Source organism: Caloranaerobacter sp. TR13, assembly GCF_001316435.1.
GTDB lineage: Bacteria > Bacillota > Clostridia > Tissierellales > Thermohalobacteraceae > Caloranaerobacter.
The window spans coordinates 395676-409643 of the sequence record NZ_JXLL01000001.1; the positions used below are offsets into that span (position 1 = coordinate 395676).

Here is a 13968-nt window from a genome sequence, read left to right on the forward strand (position 1 = left end):
TTATGTAAAGAACAACTATTTAATTTAAGATATAAATAATAGAATTAATAGATTTTTTTAAAATGGAAAAAATAGTAATATAATTCTAAATCATATTAAGAGGTGAAATAGTGGAAATATTATTATTTTTTATTCTTTTAATCTTAATTTTATTATATGCCCCCATAAGTATAGAAATAGGCTTTTATAGAAAAAATAATAATAATAATTTAGAAATTAAAGTAACACCCATATATGGAATATCTAAAATACAAATTAGCATTCCGATGGCTAAACTTATTAACTATAATAGAAAATTAGCTTTGAGAGTTAAAAATAAAATAGAAATTGGCCAAAAAGAAAAAGATATATTGATTGAAAAAAATATAATAACATATAAGCAGTTGGTTAGTATTTATGAAAATTATAAAAGAAAAAGAAAATATATAATAGAATTAAGTAATTATATAATTGAAAAGTTAGAAATAGAAAAGATAGTTTGGATTAGCAATGTTGGAACAACAGATGTTTTTTTAGATGCAATAGTAACAGGCATATTACTACAAATTAAATCGTTTGCTTTGTTTTATTTAATAAATAAAAAAGAAATTAAAAAAATAAAATTTGTAGTTTGTCCTTCATACCAGTCTAATAAATTTGAGATAGTATTTAATTGCATAATTAAAGTTAAGTTAGTACATATTATTATTGCAGGAATAAAGGGGATTAAAGTATTTTAAGGTGGTGAGTTAGATGTCAGAACATCCAATTGAAGGATTAATGAAAACAACAATGGAAAGTTTAAAGGAAATAGTTGATGTTAATACAATTGTTGGGGACCCTGTTGAATCTCCAGATGGCGCTGTAATTATTCCAATTTCTAAAATATCTGTAGGTTTTACTTCTGGTGGTGGTGAATATAAATTAGGTAAGTATAAAAATGGAAGAGATGATAAAGCTGATAATGATAAATTACCATTCATGGGAGGTTCAGGAGCAGGAGTTTCTGTTCAACCAGTTGCTTTTATAGTAGTTGGTAATGGCCAAATTAAACTTCTATCTGTAGATCAAGGTGTCAATACTTTAAATAGTTTATTAGAATTTATACCTAAAGTAACAGAAAGTTTACAAAGTATAATAAAAGGAAAAGATAAATCTAAGAATTCAGAAGATAAAACAAAAGAGTAGAGAAAATCTCTACTCTTAAACTTATTTCTTAAATATCTTATACGTCAATAATATGAGAAGATGAGTGGAGTGATATTAATGAAAGGATACAGAAAATTACTATTTATTACAGTTATAGCGTTTATACTCTTAATTTCTCGTACTTCGTATTGTGAGCAAATACAAATAAATGCTAAGAGTGCTATTTTAATTGAAGTAAATACTGGAAGAGTATTATTTTCATATAATTCTAATATGAAACTCCCAATGGCTAGTACAACTAAAATTATGACTGCTTTGTTGGCTATAGAGTATGGAAATTTAGATGATTTAGTTACAATAAAGAGAAGTTCAGTCGGGATTGAAGGCTCTAGTATATATTTAAAAGAGGGTGAAAGTATAAGATTAAGAGATTTATTATATGGTTTGATGTTAAGGTCTGGGAATGATGCAGCAATGTCTATAGCTGAATATATTGGTGGGACATCAGATAATTTTATTAGACTAATGAATAAAAAAGCTAGAGAGATAGGTGCTATTAATACAAATTTTACTAATCCTCACGGATTGCATGATGAAAATCATTATACTACAGCTTACGATCTAGCATTGATAACTAGAGAAGCATTAAAGAAAAAGGAATTTAGAGATATAGTAAAATCAAAAGTTTGGATTGCAAATAGAGATAAGAATAAATATTTTTATAATAAAAATAAAACACTATGGCAGTATAAAGGTGGCGATGGAGTTAAAACTGGATATACAAAAAAAGCCGGAAGATGTCTTGTGGCAAGTGCAACTAGAAATGGTATGCAACTTGTAGCGATAGTACTAGATGACTACTCGTGGTTTAATGATTGTTATAAGCTATTGGATTACGGTTTTAGTGTATTTAAACCTAAAGTAATTTATAATAAAGGTCAATTCATAAGAAATATTGAGGTTGTAAATGGAAATAGCAAAAAGGTTCCTATAATTACTAATAAAGAATTGATAATTCCTTTGAAAGATAATGAAATTAAAAATATAAGAATTAACATTGAACTTCCTGAAAAAATATATGCTCCCATAGAAAAAAATCAAAATATAGGGAAAATAAGAGTTTATTTAAATGGCGAATTATTTGCAGTTAATGATTTAGTAGCTAAGTATAAAGTAAATGAAAAATCAATACTTATAAAACTAACTGAGTATTTAAAAAATATTTTCTAATTAGCTTTAAGCTTCTAGTTAATAGCTAGAAGCTATTTTTGTAACAAAAAACTGTTTTGCTAAATATTTTAATATTATAGATTAAATGTAAAGGGGGATAAAATTGATTCAACATAGAATTGAATGCGTAGATATTGGAAGTGAATTTTGTCCATGTCATTTAGCGGAAACAAATGACTGTTTAATATGTTCTCACTTACAAGGCAAAGAGTTTTGTGACTGTAATTGGAGAGGTGTATGTGTTTATCAAGAGTATGTTTGGAATGGTAATAAAAGTAAGAACTTGAGAAGTGAAATTGTTTGCAAGATAGAGGAAAAAATAGAATACAAAAGTAATTTAACAATATTAAAAATAAAAACATCTAGAACGCTTTCTAGACAATTAAAAGAACCAGGAGCTTATGTATTCTTGAGAGATATCAGATTGCCACATTATTATGATGTACCTATGTCGATTATGGATGCAGATGATATGAATGGATACATCTATATAGCATATCAAACGATAGGAGCTAAAACAAAAATGTTAAAAAAATTAAATAATGAAGTACTTGTTAGAGGACCATTTTGGAATGGTTTGATAGGTATTAAATATATTAAAAGTACGCGAAATAAAAATTGCTTAATTTTAGCAAGAGGAATAGCTCAGGCGCCTACTTTAGCAGTTATTAGGAAACTTAATAGAAATGGTTGCAATTTAAAAGTAATTTTAGATAAAGGTAAAATTGATGAAATATTTTTATCAAAGTACTTAAAAAATTTTAAAGTAAACTATACTGAAACTGATTTAATGAAAAATGAAGGTAAATTATTAATTAATAATATTCTGGCTGAAAAAAAATATGACCTTATTTATATTGGTGGTTCAAACTTATTACAAAAACATATTCTTAAGATATTAGAGAAAAATAATTGTATTTCAAAGCTTGTTATTACGAATAATGAAAAGTTTTGCTGTGGAGAAGGTATTTGTGGTAGTTGTACAACTTTTACACAAAATGGTGAATTAATAAAGACATGTAAAACTCAAATGGACGTTAAAAAGACAGTTGAAAGGAGGAATATGCTTGGCTAAAATTGTAGTAATTGGTGGGGGTTGGTCTGGTTGTGCAGCAGCAGTTATAGCTAAAAAAGCAGGTGGAGATGTAATTTTAATTGAAAAAACTGATATGCTACTTGGTTTAGGTAATGTTGGAGGCATTATGAGAAATAACGGTAGATATACGGCTACTGAAGAAAATATTTATTTAGGAGGTCAAGAGTTATTCAATATAACAGATAAAGCTGCAAGACATGTTAATGTTAATTTTCCTGGACATAAACATGCAACTTTATATGATGTAACTAAAGTTGAACCCATGGTAAGAAGATTATTAAAAGAAATTGGAATTGAAATATTATTACAAAAAAGAGTTATTGATGTTGAAATGGATAATAAATCTATTAAAAGTGTAGTTTTATCGGATGACACAACTATTTCAGGTGATATATTTATAGAAACAACAGGTTCAACAGGACCTATGGGTAATTGTTTAAAATATGGAAATGGTTGTTCAATGTGTATTTTAAGATGTCCATCATTTGGTCCAAGAATAAGTGTAAGTAAAAGAGCAGGTGTAGAAGATATACTAGGTCAAAGAGGAGATGAATCGTATGGAGCTTTTAGTGGTTCATGTAAACTTAATAAGGAATCGCTTAGCGAAGAAATCAGGGAAAAATTAAACAAAGAAGGGGTTGTTATATTACCTATTCCAAAAGAAGATATTAATTTTGATAAATTAGATTTAAAAGTTTGTCAGCAATATGCACTTAAGGATTTTGCAGAAAACATTATACTGCTTGACACAGGACATGCAAAGTTAATGACTCCATATTATCCATTAGAAAAATTAAGAAAGATAAAAGGTTTAGAAAATGCTAGGTATGAGGATCCTTACTCAGGAGGCAAAGGTAATTCTATAAGATACTTATCAATTGCTCCTAGAAATAATGCAATGAAAGTTATAGGTATAGATAACTTATTATGCGCAGGAGAAAAATCAGGATTGTTTGTTGGTCATACAGAAGCAATAGTTACAGGTTCTTTAGCAGGGCATAATAGTGTAAGGTTAAGTTTAGGAATGCCTTTGCTTGAATTACCAAGAAATTTAGCAATAGGTGATTTAATTGCGTATGCAAATGAGCAAATAAGAACAAAAGAAGGACTTAAAAAAAGATATACATTTGCAGGTTCTGAATATTTTGAAAGAATGAAAGAAAAAGATTTATATACAGTAGACAAAATAGAAATAAGAAGAAGAGTACAAAGGCTAGATTTATTAAATATTTACGAAGAGAAACTTTTATGATATTTTATTAAAAGGAAAAAGTTAAAAGAAATAATTTTTTATATCTTAAAAAAACTAAAGAAAAGGAGAAGGTTAATTTGAGGTTGCAGAAGTATTTGGCTATGTGTGGAGTTGCATCTAGAAGAAAATCTGAAATGCTAATTTTACAGGGCAGAGTAAGAGTTAATGGTAAAGTAATAGAAGAGTTAGGTTATAAAATAAACCCTAATGTTGATATAGTATTAGTTGATAAAAAGCCAATTATAAAAAAAGAGAATAATATTTATATTGCACTTAATAAACCAGAAGGTTATATTACAACTGTTAAGGACCAATTTAATCGACCTACTGTTCTCGATTTGGTAAAGAGTATCAATGAAAGGATATATCCGATTGGAAGATTAGATTATGATACTTCAGGATTACTAATTCTTACAAATGATGGAGATTTAACATACAAATTAACTCATCCTAAGCATGAGATTGAAAAAGTTTATATTGCTAAAATCAAAGGAGTTCCAACTGAAAGAGAGTTAAAGGAGTTTAGAAATGGATTAAAAATTGATAATTACGTAACATCAAAAGCGAAAATAAAAGTGATAAAAATGTATAATGATTATTCTATTGTAAAAATAACAATACATGAAGGAAAGAATAGACAGATTAGAAAGATGTGTAAGAAAATAAATCACCCTGTAATAAACTTAAAAAGAATTGCTATTGGTAATATTAAATTAGGAAATTTAAAGAAGGGAGATTGGCGTTATTTAAGTAAAGAAGAAATTCAATATTTAAAGGAACTTTAGTCATTATGACTTCGTCATAATGACTTTTTTCTTTAAAATACAAAAATATTTGATATAATAAAATTGTTTAATATTTAATTGTTGGAGGTAAAAAATGATATCTGCAAAAAAAATAAATAAAAAAGAGGAATTAATAGAAGTAAATAAACTACTATTGAAAAATGGATTTGAAGAAGAAAAGGAATTAGACCAGATTATATATATTATGGAGGAAAATGAAGAGCTTATTGGTGTTGCAAAAATAACAGTTGTTAAAAATTTTGGACTACTAAATTATCTAATAATAGATTCAGATAGAAGAGGAGAAAACTTAGGGGATTCTTTATTAAGGGCTATATTAAATTTTTGTGATTTAAATTCTATTAAAAAAGTTTACTATCCTTATGAAGATTTATATTTAATAAAAAAAGGCTTTAAATTAGCGGATATAACTGAAATAGAAATGTTAAATATGTACAATATTATTACAGAAAAGTTAATAGTTTGTAATACTGAAGAGTTTTTTAAAAATAGCTGTAAAACAAGAAGGAGATGTTGAAATGAGTAGAAAATACTTTACTAAAGCTACAGATATAGCAAAAAGAATAGTAGAAGAAAGAGTAAAAGAAGGAGATATTGTTATTGATGCTACAATAGGAAATGGTTATGATACTGTTTTTTTAGCAAAATTAGTTGGGAAAACTGGTAAAGTATATGGATTTGATATACAAAGTAAAGCTATAGAAAATACAAAGGCTAAACTAATAGAATCTACGTTAACCGAAAGAGTAATACTTATAAAAGATAGTCATGAGAATATAGATAGGTATGTAAAAGAAAAGATAGATCTAGTGATTTTTAACTTGGGATATCTTCCAGGTGGTGACCATGAAATAACAACAAAGCCGAATTCTACAATTAAAGCACTAAAGAAGTCCCTAGATATTTTAAAGGAAAACGGTATCATAGTCTTAGTAATATATCATGGTCATGAAATGGGTAAAATTGAAAAAAATATCATAGAACAATATGTTAGAGAATTAAATCAAAAAAAGTATACAGTTATTAAGTTTGAATTTATTAATCAAATAAATAATCCACCTTTGATTATTGCTATTGAAAAAAACTTATAGGAGGTTGTTTAATGAGTAAAGTAAAAATTACAGAAACTATATTTAGAGATGCTCATCAATCATTAATAGCTACAAGAATGAAAACTGAAGAGATGTTACCTATTGCAGAGAAACTTGACAAAGTAGGTTTTCATGCATTAGAAGTTTGGGGTGGAGCTACTTTTGATGCATGTTTAAGATTCCTAAATGAAGACCCTTGGGAAAGATTAAGGAAAATTAGGAAAGTAATAAAAAACACTAAGCTGCAAATGCTTTTAAGAGGACAGAATTTATTGGGTTATAAACATTATCCAGATGACATAGTTGAAGAATTTGTTAAAAAATCAATATATAATGGTATAGACATAGTAAGAATTTTTGACGCTTTAAATGATGTAAGAAATTTAATTACTGCAGTTAATGCAACTAAAAAAGCTGGAGGACATGCTCAAACAGCAATATCATTTACTATAAGTCCTGTACATGACATAGACTATTATGTTAAAAAAGCTAAAGAGATGGAAGAGATTGGAGCTGACTCTATATGTATTAAAGATATGTCAGGAATATTGTTACCATATGTAGCTGAAGAGTTGATAACAAGAATAAAGGAAAAAGTAAACTTACCAATAGAATTACACTCTCACTTTACTAGTGGGATAGCTGACTTAACATATCTAAAAGCAATTGAAGCAGGTGTAGATATAATTGATACTGCAATTTCACCTTTTGCAATGGGGACAAGTCAACCTGCAACTGAATCTATGGTTGCATCTTTAAAAGATACTCCATATGATACAGGACTTGACTTAAATATATTAAATGAGATAGCTGAATATTTTAAACCTATTAGAGACAAATATCTAAAAGAAGGCTTACTTAATCCTAAAGTTTTAGGAGTGAACGCCAAAACACTAGCATATCAGGTGCCAGGCGGAATGTTATCAAATTTAGTTTCACAATTAGAGCAACAAGGTTCTTTAGATAAATTTGAAAAAGTTTTAGAAGAAGTACCTAGAGTAAGAGAAGACTTAGGTTATCCTCCATTAGTTACACCAATGAGTCAAATGGTAGGTACTCAAGCAGTATTTAATGTTATTTTAGGCGAAAGATATAAAATGGTACCATCTGAAATAAAGAATTACGTAAAAGGGTTATATGGAAGGCCTACGATACCTATAGCTAACGAAGTGAAAAAGAAAATAATTGGAGAAACAGATGTTTATGAAGGTAGACCAGCTGATTTATTACAACCAAAGCTAGAAAAATTAAAAAATGAGATTAAAGAATACATAGAACAAGAAGAAGATGTTCTAACATATGCTTTATTCCCACAAATCGCTATCAAATTCTTCCAGTACAGACAAATATATAAATATAAAATAGATAATACATTATTAGATATAGAAGAAAAAACATATCCAATATAAATAGGTATTAACAATCCTTATGAAGGTAAATAGTTGTTGGTTTGTTACTTGTATATTTAATTACTTTTACAACAGAATTACTCGGAATACTCTTACCACATTTTAAGCAAACAAAATTGGATTTATTTAAGAATTGTATGGAGACCTCAGTTTGGAGGTTTCCATATTTTTCCCAACTTTTCCAACCTGTTTTGCATAGGTGATATCTATTTTCATAATCTGCATATACCCATTTAAGTATTTTATGAAAATGGAATGGGTACTTTGTATATCTAATAAATGCCATAGGAAGCCCAAGTTGGATCATATATTCTTCAAAAGTAGTTTCAATTTTAGTTTGTAAAGGTTCACCTATACTTACACTTTCATAATTATAATTTTTGTTACTCAACCATTTTCTAAGGTTATCAAACATATAACCTCTGCATACAAGAATTTTTTCATTTTTATCGACATTTAATTTTTTGAATAAATCTTTAACTATGGTTACCACATGTTCTAAATAATATTTATTTTTAAAATTTTCTTTTGAATAGTATTTAATAGGTATGATATCATAATAAAATTCACTAGTTTCAACTCTCATAGCTCCAATACAAGTCCCTCCAACAAGACTTCCACTACCTGCATCATCAATTTGTATCAAAATTATCACTCCTCAATTAACAATGACTAATAATATTATTATTTACATATGTGAAAATAATATTAGAAAGGAGGTAAACAATTGAAAATATTAGTTACAAATGATGATGGAATTTTTGCAAATGGTATAAAAGAAATATCAATTAAGCTTTCTGAAATCGCTGAAGTCATTGTAGTAGCACCAGATAGAGAAAGAAGTGCTATTGGTCATGCAATAACAATACATACACCTCTAAGAGTAGAAAAAGTTGAAAATATAATACCTAATATAGAAACATGGGCTATAAATGGAACACCTAGTGATTGTGTTAAAATAGCAGTTGAATCAATTATGAATAAAAAACCAGATTTGATAGTATCAGGAATAAACAATGGTCCTAATTTAGGTACAGATGTAATTTACTCAGGTACAGTTTCAGCTGCAATTGAAGGTGCTATACATAGCATACCTTCTGTTGCAATTTCTGCTTGTTTTTTTAATGCAAAAATAAATTATGAAAGTATAGCAGAAATTTCTTGCAAAATTATAAAAAATTTAATTAAAAAAGATTTACCACAAAATATTATTTTAAATATAAATATACCTTCATTACTTTTAGAAAAAATTAAAGGTATTAAAATTACTGAGTTAGGAATAAGAAAATATAACAATAATTATATAAAAAGAACAGATCCAAAAGGTAAAAATTATTATTGGTTATCTGGAGAATTAATAGAAATCGAAAACAAAGATACAAGTGATATAGTAGCTATAGAAGAAGGTTACATTTCCATAACTCCATTACATTTCGATTTAACTGCTTATTATTATATAGATGAATTAAAGAGTTGGAAATTTAAAATCTAATATTTTATTAATTTTGCATAAAATGAAATAAAACTTGCAAAATCTATAAAAATAATTAAGAAAATGAAAAATAAATTGCAATACAGTATTTATTTTGCTATTATAAAGATGAGAAAAAGTAAAAAGGGGGTTTTAAAATGCCCACATCTATAACAAATAAAGAGCTTATTATAAAAAAAGAGTGGTGTAAAGGATGTGGAATTTGCGTAGAATTTTGTCCAAAAGAAGTTTTAACAATAAACAAAGGAAAGGTTGAAATAATTAATTTAGATGTTTGTACAAAATGCGGCTTGTGTGAATTAAGGTGTCCCGATTATGCAATATTTTTAGGGGGTAAAGATAATGGAAAAAAAAGTTAAGTTAATGCAAGGAAATGAAGCATGTGTTGAGGGAGCAATAGCTGCAGGTATGAGATTTTTTGCAGGTTATCCTATAACTCCTTCTACAGAAATAGCTGAGTTTTCAGCACAAAAATTACCTAGAGTTGGTGGTAAATTTATACAAATGGAAGATGAAATAGCTAGTATGGCTGCTATAATAGGTGCATCACTAACTGGCTTAAAATCAATGACAGCAACTAGTGGGCCTGGTTTCTCTTTAAAACAAGAAAATATAGGATATGCTTCCATTGCAGAAGTTCCATGTGTAATTGTAAATGTGCAAAGGGGAGGACCTAGTACAGGGCTACCTACATCACCTGCTCAAGGAGATGTAATGCAAGCAAGATGGGGGACACATGGAGATCATCCGATTATTGCTTTAACACCATCTTCTGTACGTGAAACTTTTGATTTAACTGTAAAAGCATTTAATTTATCTGAAAGATACAGAGTACCTGTAGTGTTGTTATTAGATGAAGTGATTGCGCATATGAGAGAAAAGATAGAAATACCAAGTAAGGATGAAATAGAGATAATAAATAGAAAAAAACCAAAAGTTAATATAGAAGATTATAAACCTTATGAGACAGATGATAGTGATTTAGTACCAGCAATGGCTTCTTATGGAGAAGGATATCGTTTTCATGTTACAGGTTTGGTACATGATGAAACAGGTTTTCCAAGCAATAGTCCTGTTGTAGCAGAAAAATTAATTAGAAGATTAATTGATAAAATAGAAGTTAATAAGGAAGATATAATTTTATATGAAGAATATAATTTGGAAGATGCTGAAATTGCAATAGTTGCATATGGAAGTACTGCTAGATCAGCTAAGAGTGCAATTGATATGGCAAGAGATGAGGGAATTAAAGTTGGGTTGTTTAGACCTATTACAATTTGGCCTGCTGCTGATAAAATAATTGAAAAACTTTCTAAGAGAGTTAAAACTATAATAGTTGTAGAGATGAATTTAGGGCAATATGTTTATGAGATAGAAAGAATTGCTAGTAAAAATTGTAGTATTAAAAGTTATGGTAGAGTTAATGGGGAATTAATTACTCCTGATGAAATTTTGGATAAAATTAAGGAGGTTTAAACTGTGTCTAGCGAACTTATAAAAAAATATTTTAGATATAATAGATTACCTCATATTTGGTGTCCAGGTTGTGGACATGGGATAATTCTAAGATCAGTTGTAGAAGCAATAGATGAACTTGGTTATAGTAAAGATGAAGTTTGTGTAGTTTCAGGTATAGGATGTTCTTCAAGAGCTCCTGGCTACTTAGACTTCAACACGCTTCATACAACTCACGGTAGAGCCTTAGCTTTTGCAACAGGTATAAAAATGGCTAATCCAAACTTAAAGGTAATTGTTATAACAGGTGATGGAGATTGTACTGCAATTGGTGGTAATCATTTAATCCATGCAGCAAGAAGAAATATAGATATTACTACAATTGTTTTTAATAATAATATATACGGAATGACAGGAGGACAATATTCACCAACTACACCACAAGGAGAGAAAGGTACAACAGCTCCATATGGAAATATCGATAAAAATTTTGACTTATGTGAATTAGCGAAGGCTGCTGGAGCTACTTATGTTGGTAGGTCTACTGCATATCATGCAAAATTAATAAATAAATTAGTTAAAGCTGGTATGCAAAATAAAGGTTTTTCTTTTATAGAAACAGTAAGTGTATGTCCTACTTATTATGGTAGAAAAAATAAAAAGGGAAATGCTGTTAATATGATGAAATTCTTGAAAGACAATGCAGTTAACGTAAAAGCTGCAAGAGCTCTAAATGATGAACAGTTAAAAGGAAAATTTCTTATTGGCGAACTATATAAATCTGTTGAACCTGAATATACTGATGAGTACAAAAAAATTATAAATAGTTTCCAAAAGGAGAGATAGTATGTCTAAGAAAGTTGAGTTTAGATTAAGTGGAGCAGGAGGACAGGGTTTAATTTTAGCAGGTATTATATTAGCTGAAGCAGCTTTAAGAGATAACAAAAATGCAGTACAAACTCAGTCATACGGACCTGAAGCTAGAGGAGGAGCAAGTAAATCTGAAGTAATAATTAGTGATAACGATATAAATTACCCTAAAGTAAGAAAAAGTGATGTACTATTAGCATTAACACAAGCTGCTTGTGATAAATATATAGATAATTTAAAAGATAATGGTATACTTATAGTAGATGAAAATGTTGAAATTAAATACAAAAATAATATAAACATTTATAAGTATCCTATTTTACGAACTGCTTCAGAAATACTAGGTAATAAAATGGTTTCTAATATAGTTGCTTTGGGAGTTATAAATGGTATTACTAATGCAGTTTCAGTAGATTCATTAAAAAAAGCGATATTAGCAAGAGTTCCTAGAGGCACAGAAGAGCTAAATAAAAGAGCTTTTGAAGAAGGCTTAAGTTTAGTTAATAATTTAAAATAGGGAATGATGGTATGGAGGAAAAAAATAAAGATTTAATTACTTTGATACAAATTAATTTTCCTAGATTAAGTAAAGGTCAAAAATTAATAGCTGAATATATATTAAATCATTACGATAAAGCAGCTTTTATGACTGCATCAAAATTAGGAGAAATGGTAGGGGTCAGCGAATCAACTGTTGTAAGATTTGCTAATGCTTTAGGTTTTTCTGGTTATCCGAGCTTACAAAGAGCTTTACAAGAATTAATTAAAAACAAACTTACAACAGTACAGAGATTAAGTATGTCAAATAATTATTCGGACAATAGTACTTTATTAAAAAAAATATTAAAAGCAGACATGGATAATATAAGAAGCACTATAGAAGAAATAAGCAATGAAGAATTTGAAAAAGTTGTAGATTGTATTTATAATGCTAAAAGAGTTTATATAATAGGTTTAAGAAGTTCAACAACTCTGGCGAATTATTTAGGTTTTTATCTCAGTTTAATTTTAGATAATGTAAAAGTTGTAACTTATGGTATAAGTGATATATTTGAACAATTATTAAGGGTAAATAAGGATGATGTTGTAATAGGTATTAGTTATCCTAGGTACTCTAGGAGGACACTAGAAGCATTGAATTATGTAAAAGAACAAGAATGTAAAATTATAGGAATAACAGATAGTTTTCTTTCACCGATATCAGGAATAGCTGATTATACATTAATAGCAAAAAGCAATATGATTTCTTTTGTAGATTCTTTAGTAGCTCCACTTAGTTTAATAAATGCACTTATAATTGCAATTGGAATGAGAGAAAAAAATGAAATAACTCAATATTTTCAAAAATTAGAAAGACTTTGGGATGAATATAATGTATATGATAGTAAAGATAGAAAAGATTTATTTTAAAAAATATTAGCTGGCAGAAGCCAGCTTTTAGTTGTATTAGTATATCAAAATTAATCTTATCATAAATGATAAATAAAAATATCATTACTTCATAATATAGTATTTGAAAGGTTGATTCTATGAAAAAAATTATAATAACTAGACATGGTCAAACAAATTGGAATATAATAGGTAAAGTACAAGGGCAAAAAGATATTAAATTAAATGAAATTGGTATAAATCAAGCTAAAAAACTTGCAATAAAACTTTCTAAAGAAAAAATAGATGTAATTTATACTAGTGATTTAAAAAGATCTTATCAAACAGCTAAAATAATATCTGATATTATAAAAACTAATATTATTATTGATAAAAACTTAAGAGAAATTTGTTTTGGAAATTGGCAAGGTTTAACATTAACTCAAATCAAAAAAGATTTTAATAAGGAATATATAATTTGGAGAACCAAACCCCATAAGTTTAGCTTACCAGGAGCTGAAAAATTAATAGAAGTGCAAGAAAGAATGAAAAAAGTTATTAATAAAGTACTACATTCTAACTATCAAAATATTTTAATTGTATCCCATAGTACTGCAATTAAAGCGTTAATTTTAGGTATTTTAGATATTGATTTGGCTAAATTTAATAATATAAAAATAGACAATACAAGTATTACTATAATAGAGTATCATAATACAGTTCCAATAATTAGACTATTAAATGATACTTGTCATTTAAAGGAGGACTAAA

General features: G+C 27.8%; 17 protein-coding genes. 16 read left to right on the forward strand and 1 reads right to left on the reverse strand.

All coding sequences use genetic code 11. From position 1 onward, the window contains the following. The first annotated feature begins 110 nt into the window (after nucleotides 1-110). The 9 genes from TR13x_RS01905 (at nucleotide 111) to TR13x_RS01945 (ending at nucleotide 8012) form a co-directional block, all read left to right on the forward strand. Nucleotides 111-719, forward strand: coding sequence for a hypothetical protein (locus TR13x_RS01905; RefSeq protein WP_054870185.1), 609 nt, complete (start codon nucleotides 111-113; stop codon nucleotides 717-719). 13 nt (nucleotides 720-732) lie between these two features. Further along, nucleotides 733-1167 (forward strand): GerW family sporulation protein, encoded by a 435-nt coding sequence (gene ytfJ / locus TR13x_RS01910; RefSeq protein WP_054870186.1) that lies wholly within the window; start codon nucleotides 733-735, stop codon nucleotides 1165-1167. 78 nt (nucleotides 1168-1245) lie between these two features. Next, nucleotides 1246-2358, forward strand: a complete 1113-nt coding sequence (locus TR13x_RS01915; RefSeq protein ID WP_054870187.1) for a D-alanyl-D-alanine carboxypeptidase family protein — start codon at nucleotides 1246-1248, stop codon at nucleotides 2356-2358. 103 nt (nucleotides 2359-2461) lie between these two features. Next, nucleotides 2462-3433 (forward strand): sulfide/dihydroorotate dehydrogenase-like FAD/NAD-binding protein, encoded by a 972-nt coding sequence (locus TR13x_RS01920; RefSeq protein ID WP_054870188.1) that lies wholly within the window; start codon nucleotides 2462-2464, stop codon nucleotides 3431-3433. Beyond that, entirely contained in the window at nucleotides 3426-4706 is a 1281-nt protein-coding gene (locus TR13x_RS01925) for an FAD-dependent oxidoreductase (RefSeq protein ID WP_054870189.1), read from the forward strand. Before TR13x_RS01920 ends, TR13x_RS01925 begins: the two co-directional genes overlap by 8 nt. Before the next feature lie 77 nt (nucleotides 4707-4783). After that, nucleotides 4784-5491: a pseudouridine synthase gene (locus tag TR13x_RS01930; protein WP_082394747.1), complete on the forward strand. Its 708-nt coding sequence runs from the start codon at nucleotides 4784-4786 to the stop codon at nucleotides 5489-5491. 94 nt (nucleotides 5492-5585) lie between these two features. Beyond that, nucleotides 5586-6029 carry a GNAT family N-acetyltransferase gene (locus tag TR13x_RS01935; protein ID WP_054870190.1) on the forward strand — a complete coding sequence of 148 codons (444 nt, stop codon included), beginning with the start codon at nucleotides 5586-5588 and terminating at the stop codon, nucleotides 6027-6029. Nucleotide 6030: 1 nt separating this feature from the next. Next, the gene (locus TR13x_RS01940) at nucleotides 6031-6603 is read left to right on the forward strand and encodes a class I SAM-dependent methyltransferase (protein ID WP_054870191.1); all 573 of its coding nucleotides are present in this window, start codon (nucleotides 6031-6033) and stop codon (nucleotides 6601-6603) included. A gap of 11 nt (nucleotides 6604-6614) precedes the next feature. Then, a complete protein-coding gene (locus tag TR13x_RS01945; RefSeq protein ID WP_054870192.1) occupies nucleotides 6615-8012 on the forward strand; it encodes an oxaloacetate decarboxylase subunit alpha in 1398 nt (465 codons plus the stop codon). A 7-nt stretch (nucleotides 8013-8019) separates the two neighbouring features. Here the strand turns inward: TR13x_RS01945 and TR13x_RS01950 are convergent, their stop codons facing one another. Next, a complete protein-coding gene (locus TR13x_RS01950) occupies nucleotides 8020-8667 on the reverse strand; it encodes a hypothetical protein (RefSeq protein ID WP_369813259.1) in 648 nt (215 codons plus the stop codon). Between the two features lie 72 nt (nucleotides 8668-8739). On the opposite strand from TR13x_RS01950, the gene surE reads away from it, so the two are divergent. The 7 genes from surE to TR13x_RS01985 all read left to right on the forward strand — a co-directional run bounded on the left by surE (nucleotide 8740) and on the right by TR13x_RS01985 (nucleotide 13967). After that, complete coding sequence (gene surE, locus TR13x_RS01955; RefSeq protein ID WP_054870194.1) at nucleotides 8740-9504, forward strand: 5'/3'-nucleotidase SurE; 765 nt, start codon at nucleotides 8740-8742, stop codon at nucleotides 9502-9504. 137 nt (nucleotides 9505-9641) lie between these two features. Then, nucleotides 9642-9863, forward strand: a complete 222-nt coding sequence (locus TR13x_RS01960; RefSeq protein ID WP_054870195.1) for a 4Fe-4S binding protein — start codon at nucleotides 9642-9644, stop codon at nucleotides 9861-9863. Beyond that, nucleotides 9847-10980: a 2-oxoacid:acceptor oxidoreductase subunit alpha gene (locus TR13x_RS01965; protein WP_200905802.1), complete on the forward strand. Its 1134-nt coding sequence runs from the start codon at nucleotides 9847-9849 to the stop codon at nucleotides 10978-10980. The genes TR13x_RS01960 and TR13x_RS01965 overlap by 17 nt, the downstream gene beginning before the upstream one ends. 3 nt (nucleotides 10981-10983) lie before the next feature. Beyond that, on the forward strand, nucleotides 10984-11805 hold the full coding sequence (locus tag TR13x_RS01970) for a 2-oxoacid:ferredoxin oxidoreductase subunit beta (RefSeq protein WP_054870197.1): 822 nt from the start codon (nucleotides 10984-10986) through the stop codon (nucleotides 11803-11805). Between the two features lies 1 nt (nucleotide 11806). Beyond that, entirely contained in the window at nucleotides 11807-12346 is a 540-nt protein-coding gene (locus TR13x_RS01975; RefSeq protein WP_054870198.1) for a 2-oxoacid:acceptor oxidoreductase family protein, read from the forward strand. 11 nt (nucleotides 12347-12357) lie between these two features. Beyond that, the gene (locus TR13x_RS01980; RefSeq protein WP_054870199.1) at nucleotides 12358-13239 is read left to right on the forward strand and encodes a MurR/RpiR family transcriptional regulator; all 882 of its coding nucleotides are present in this window, start codon (nucleotides 12358-12360) and stop codon (nucleotides 13237-13239) included. A gap of 119 nt (nucleotides 13240-13358) precedes the next feature. Then, on the forward strand, nucleotides 13359-13967 hold the full coding sequence (locus tag TR13x_RS01985; RefSeq protein ID WP_054870200.1) for a histidine phosphatase family protein: 609 nt from the start codon (nucleotides 13359-13361) through the stop codon (nucleotides 13965-13967). Nucleotide 13968 lies beyond the last annotated feature (1 nt).

Coding starts and splice junctions, on each gene's coding strand:
- ytfJ (WP_054870186.1), top strand. CDS start 733: ATGTCAGAACATCCAATTGAAGGATTAATGAAAACAACAATGGAAAGT.
- TR13x_RS01915 (WP_054870187.1), top strand. CDS start 1,246: ATGAAAGGATACAGAAAATTACTATTTATTACAGTTATAGCGTTTATA.
- TR13x_RS01935 (WP_054870190.1), top strand. CDS start 5,586: ATGATATCTGCAAAAAAAATAAATAAAAAAGAGGAATTAATAGAAGTA.
- TR13x_RS01940 (WP_054870191.1), top strand. CDS start 6,031: ATGAGTAGAAAATACTTTACTAAAGCTACAGATATAGCAAAAAGAATA.
- TR13x_RS01945 (WP_054870192.1), top strand. CDS start 6,615: ATGAGTAAAGTAAAAATTACAGAAACTATATTTAGAGATGCTCATCAA.
- TR13x_RS01960 (WP_054870195.1), top strand. CDS start 9,642: ATGCCCACATCTATAACAAATAAAGAGCTTATTATAAAAAAAGAGTGG.
- TR13x_RS01965 (WP_200905802.1), top strand. CDS start 9,847: ATGGAAAAAAAAGTTAAGTTAATGCAAGGAAATGAAGCATGTGTTGAG.
- TR13x_RS01975 (WP_054870198.1), top strand. CDS start 11,807: ATGTCTAAGAAAGTTGAGTTTAGATTAAGTGGAGCAGGAGGACAGGGT.
- TR13x_RS01980 (WP_054870199.1), top strand. CDS start 12,358: ATGGAGGAAAAAAATAAAGATTTAATTACTTTGATACAAATTAATTTT.
- TR13x_RS01985 (WP_054870200.1), top strand. CDS start 13,359: ATGAAAAAAATTATAATAACTAGACATGGTCAAACAAATTGGAATATA.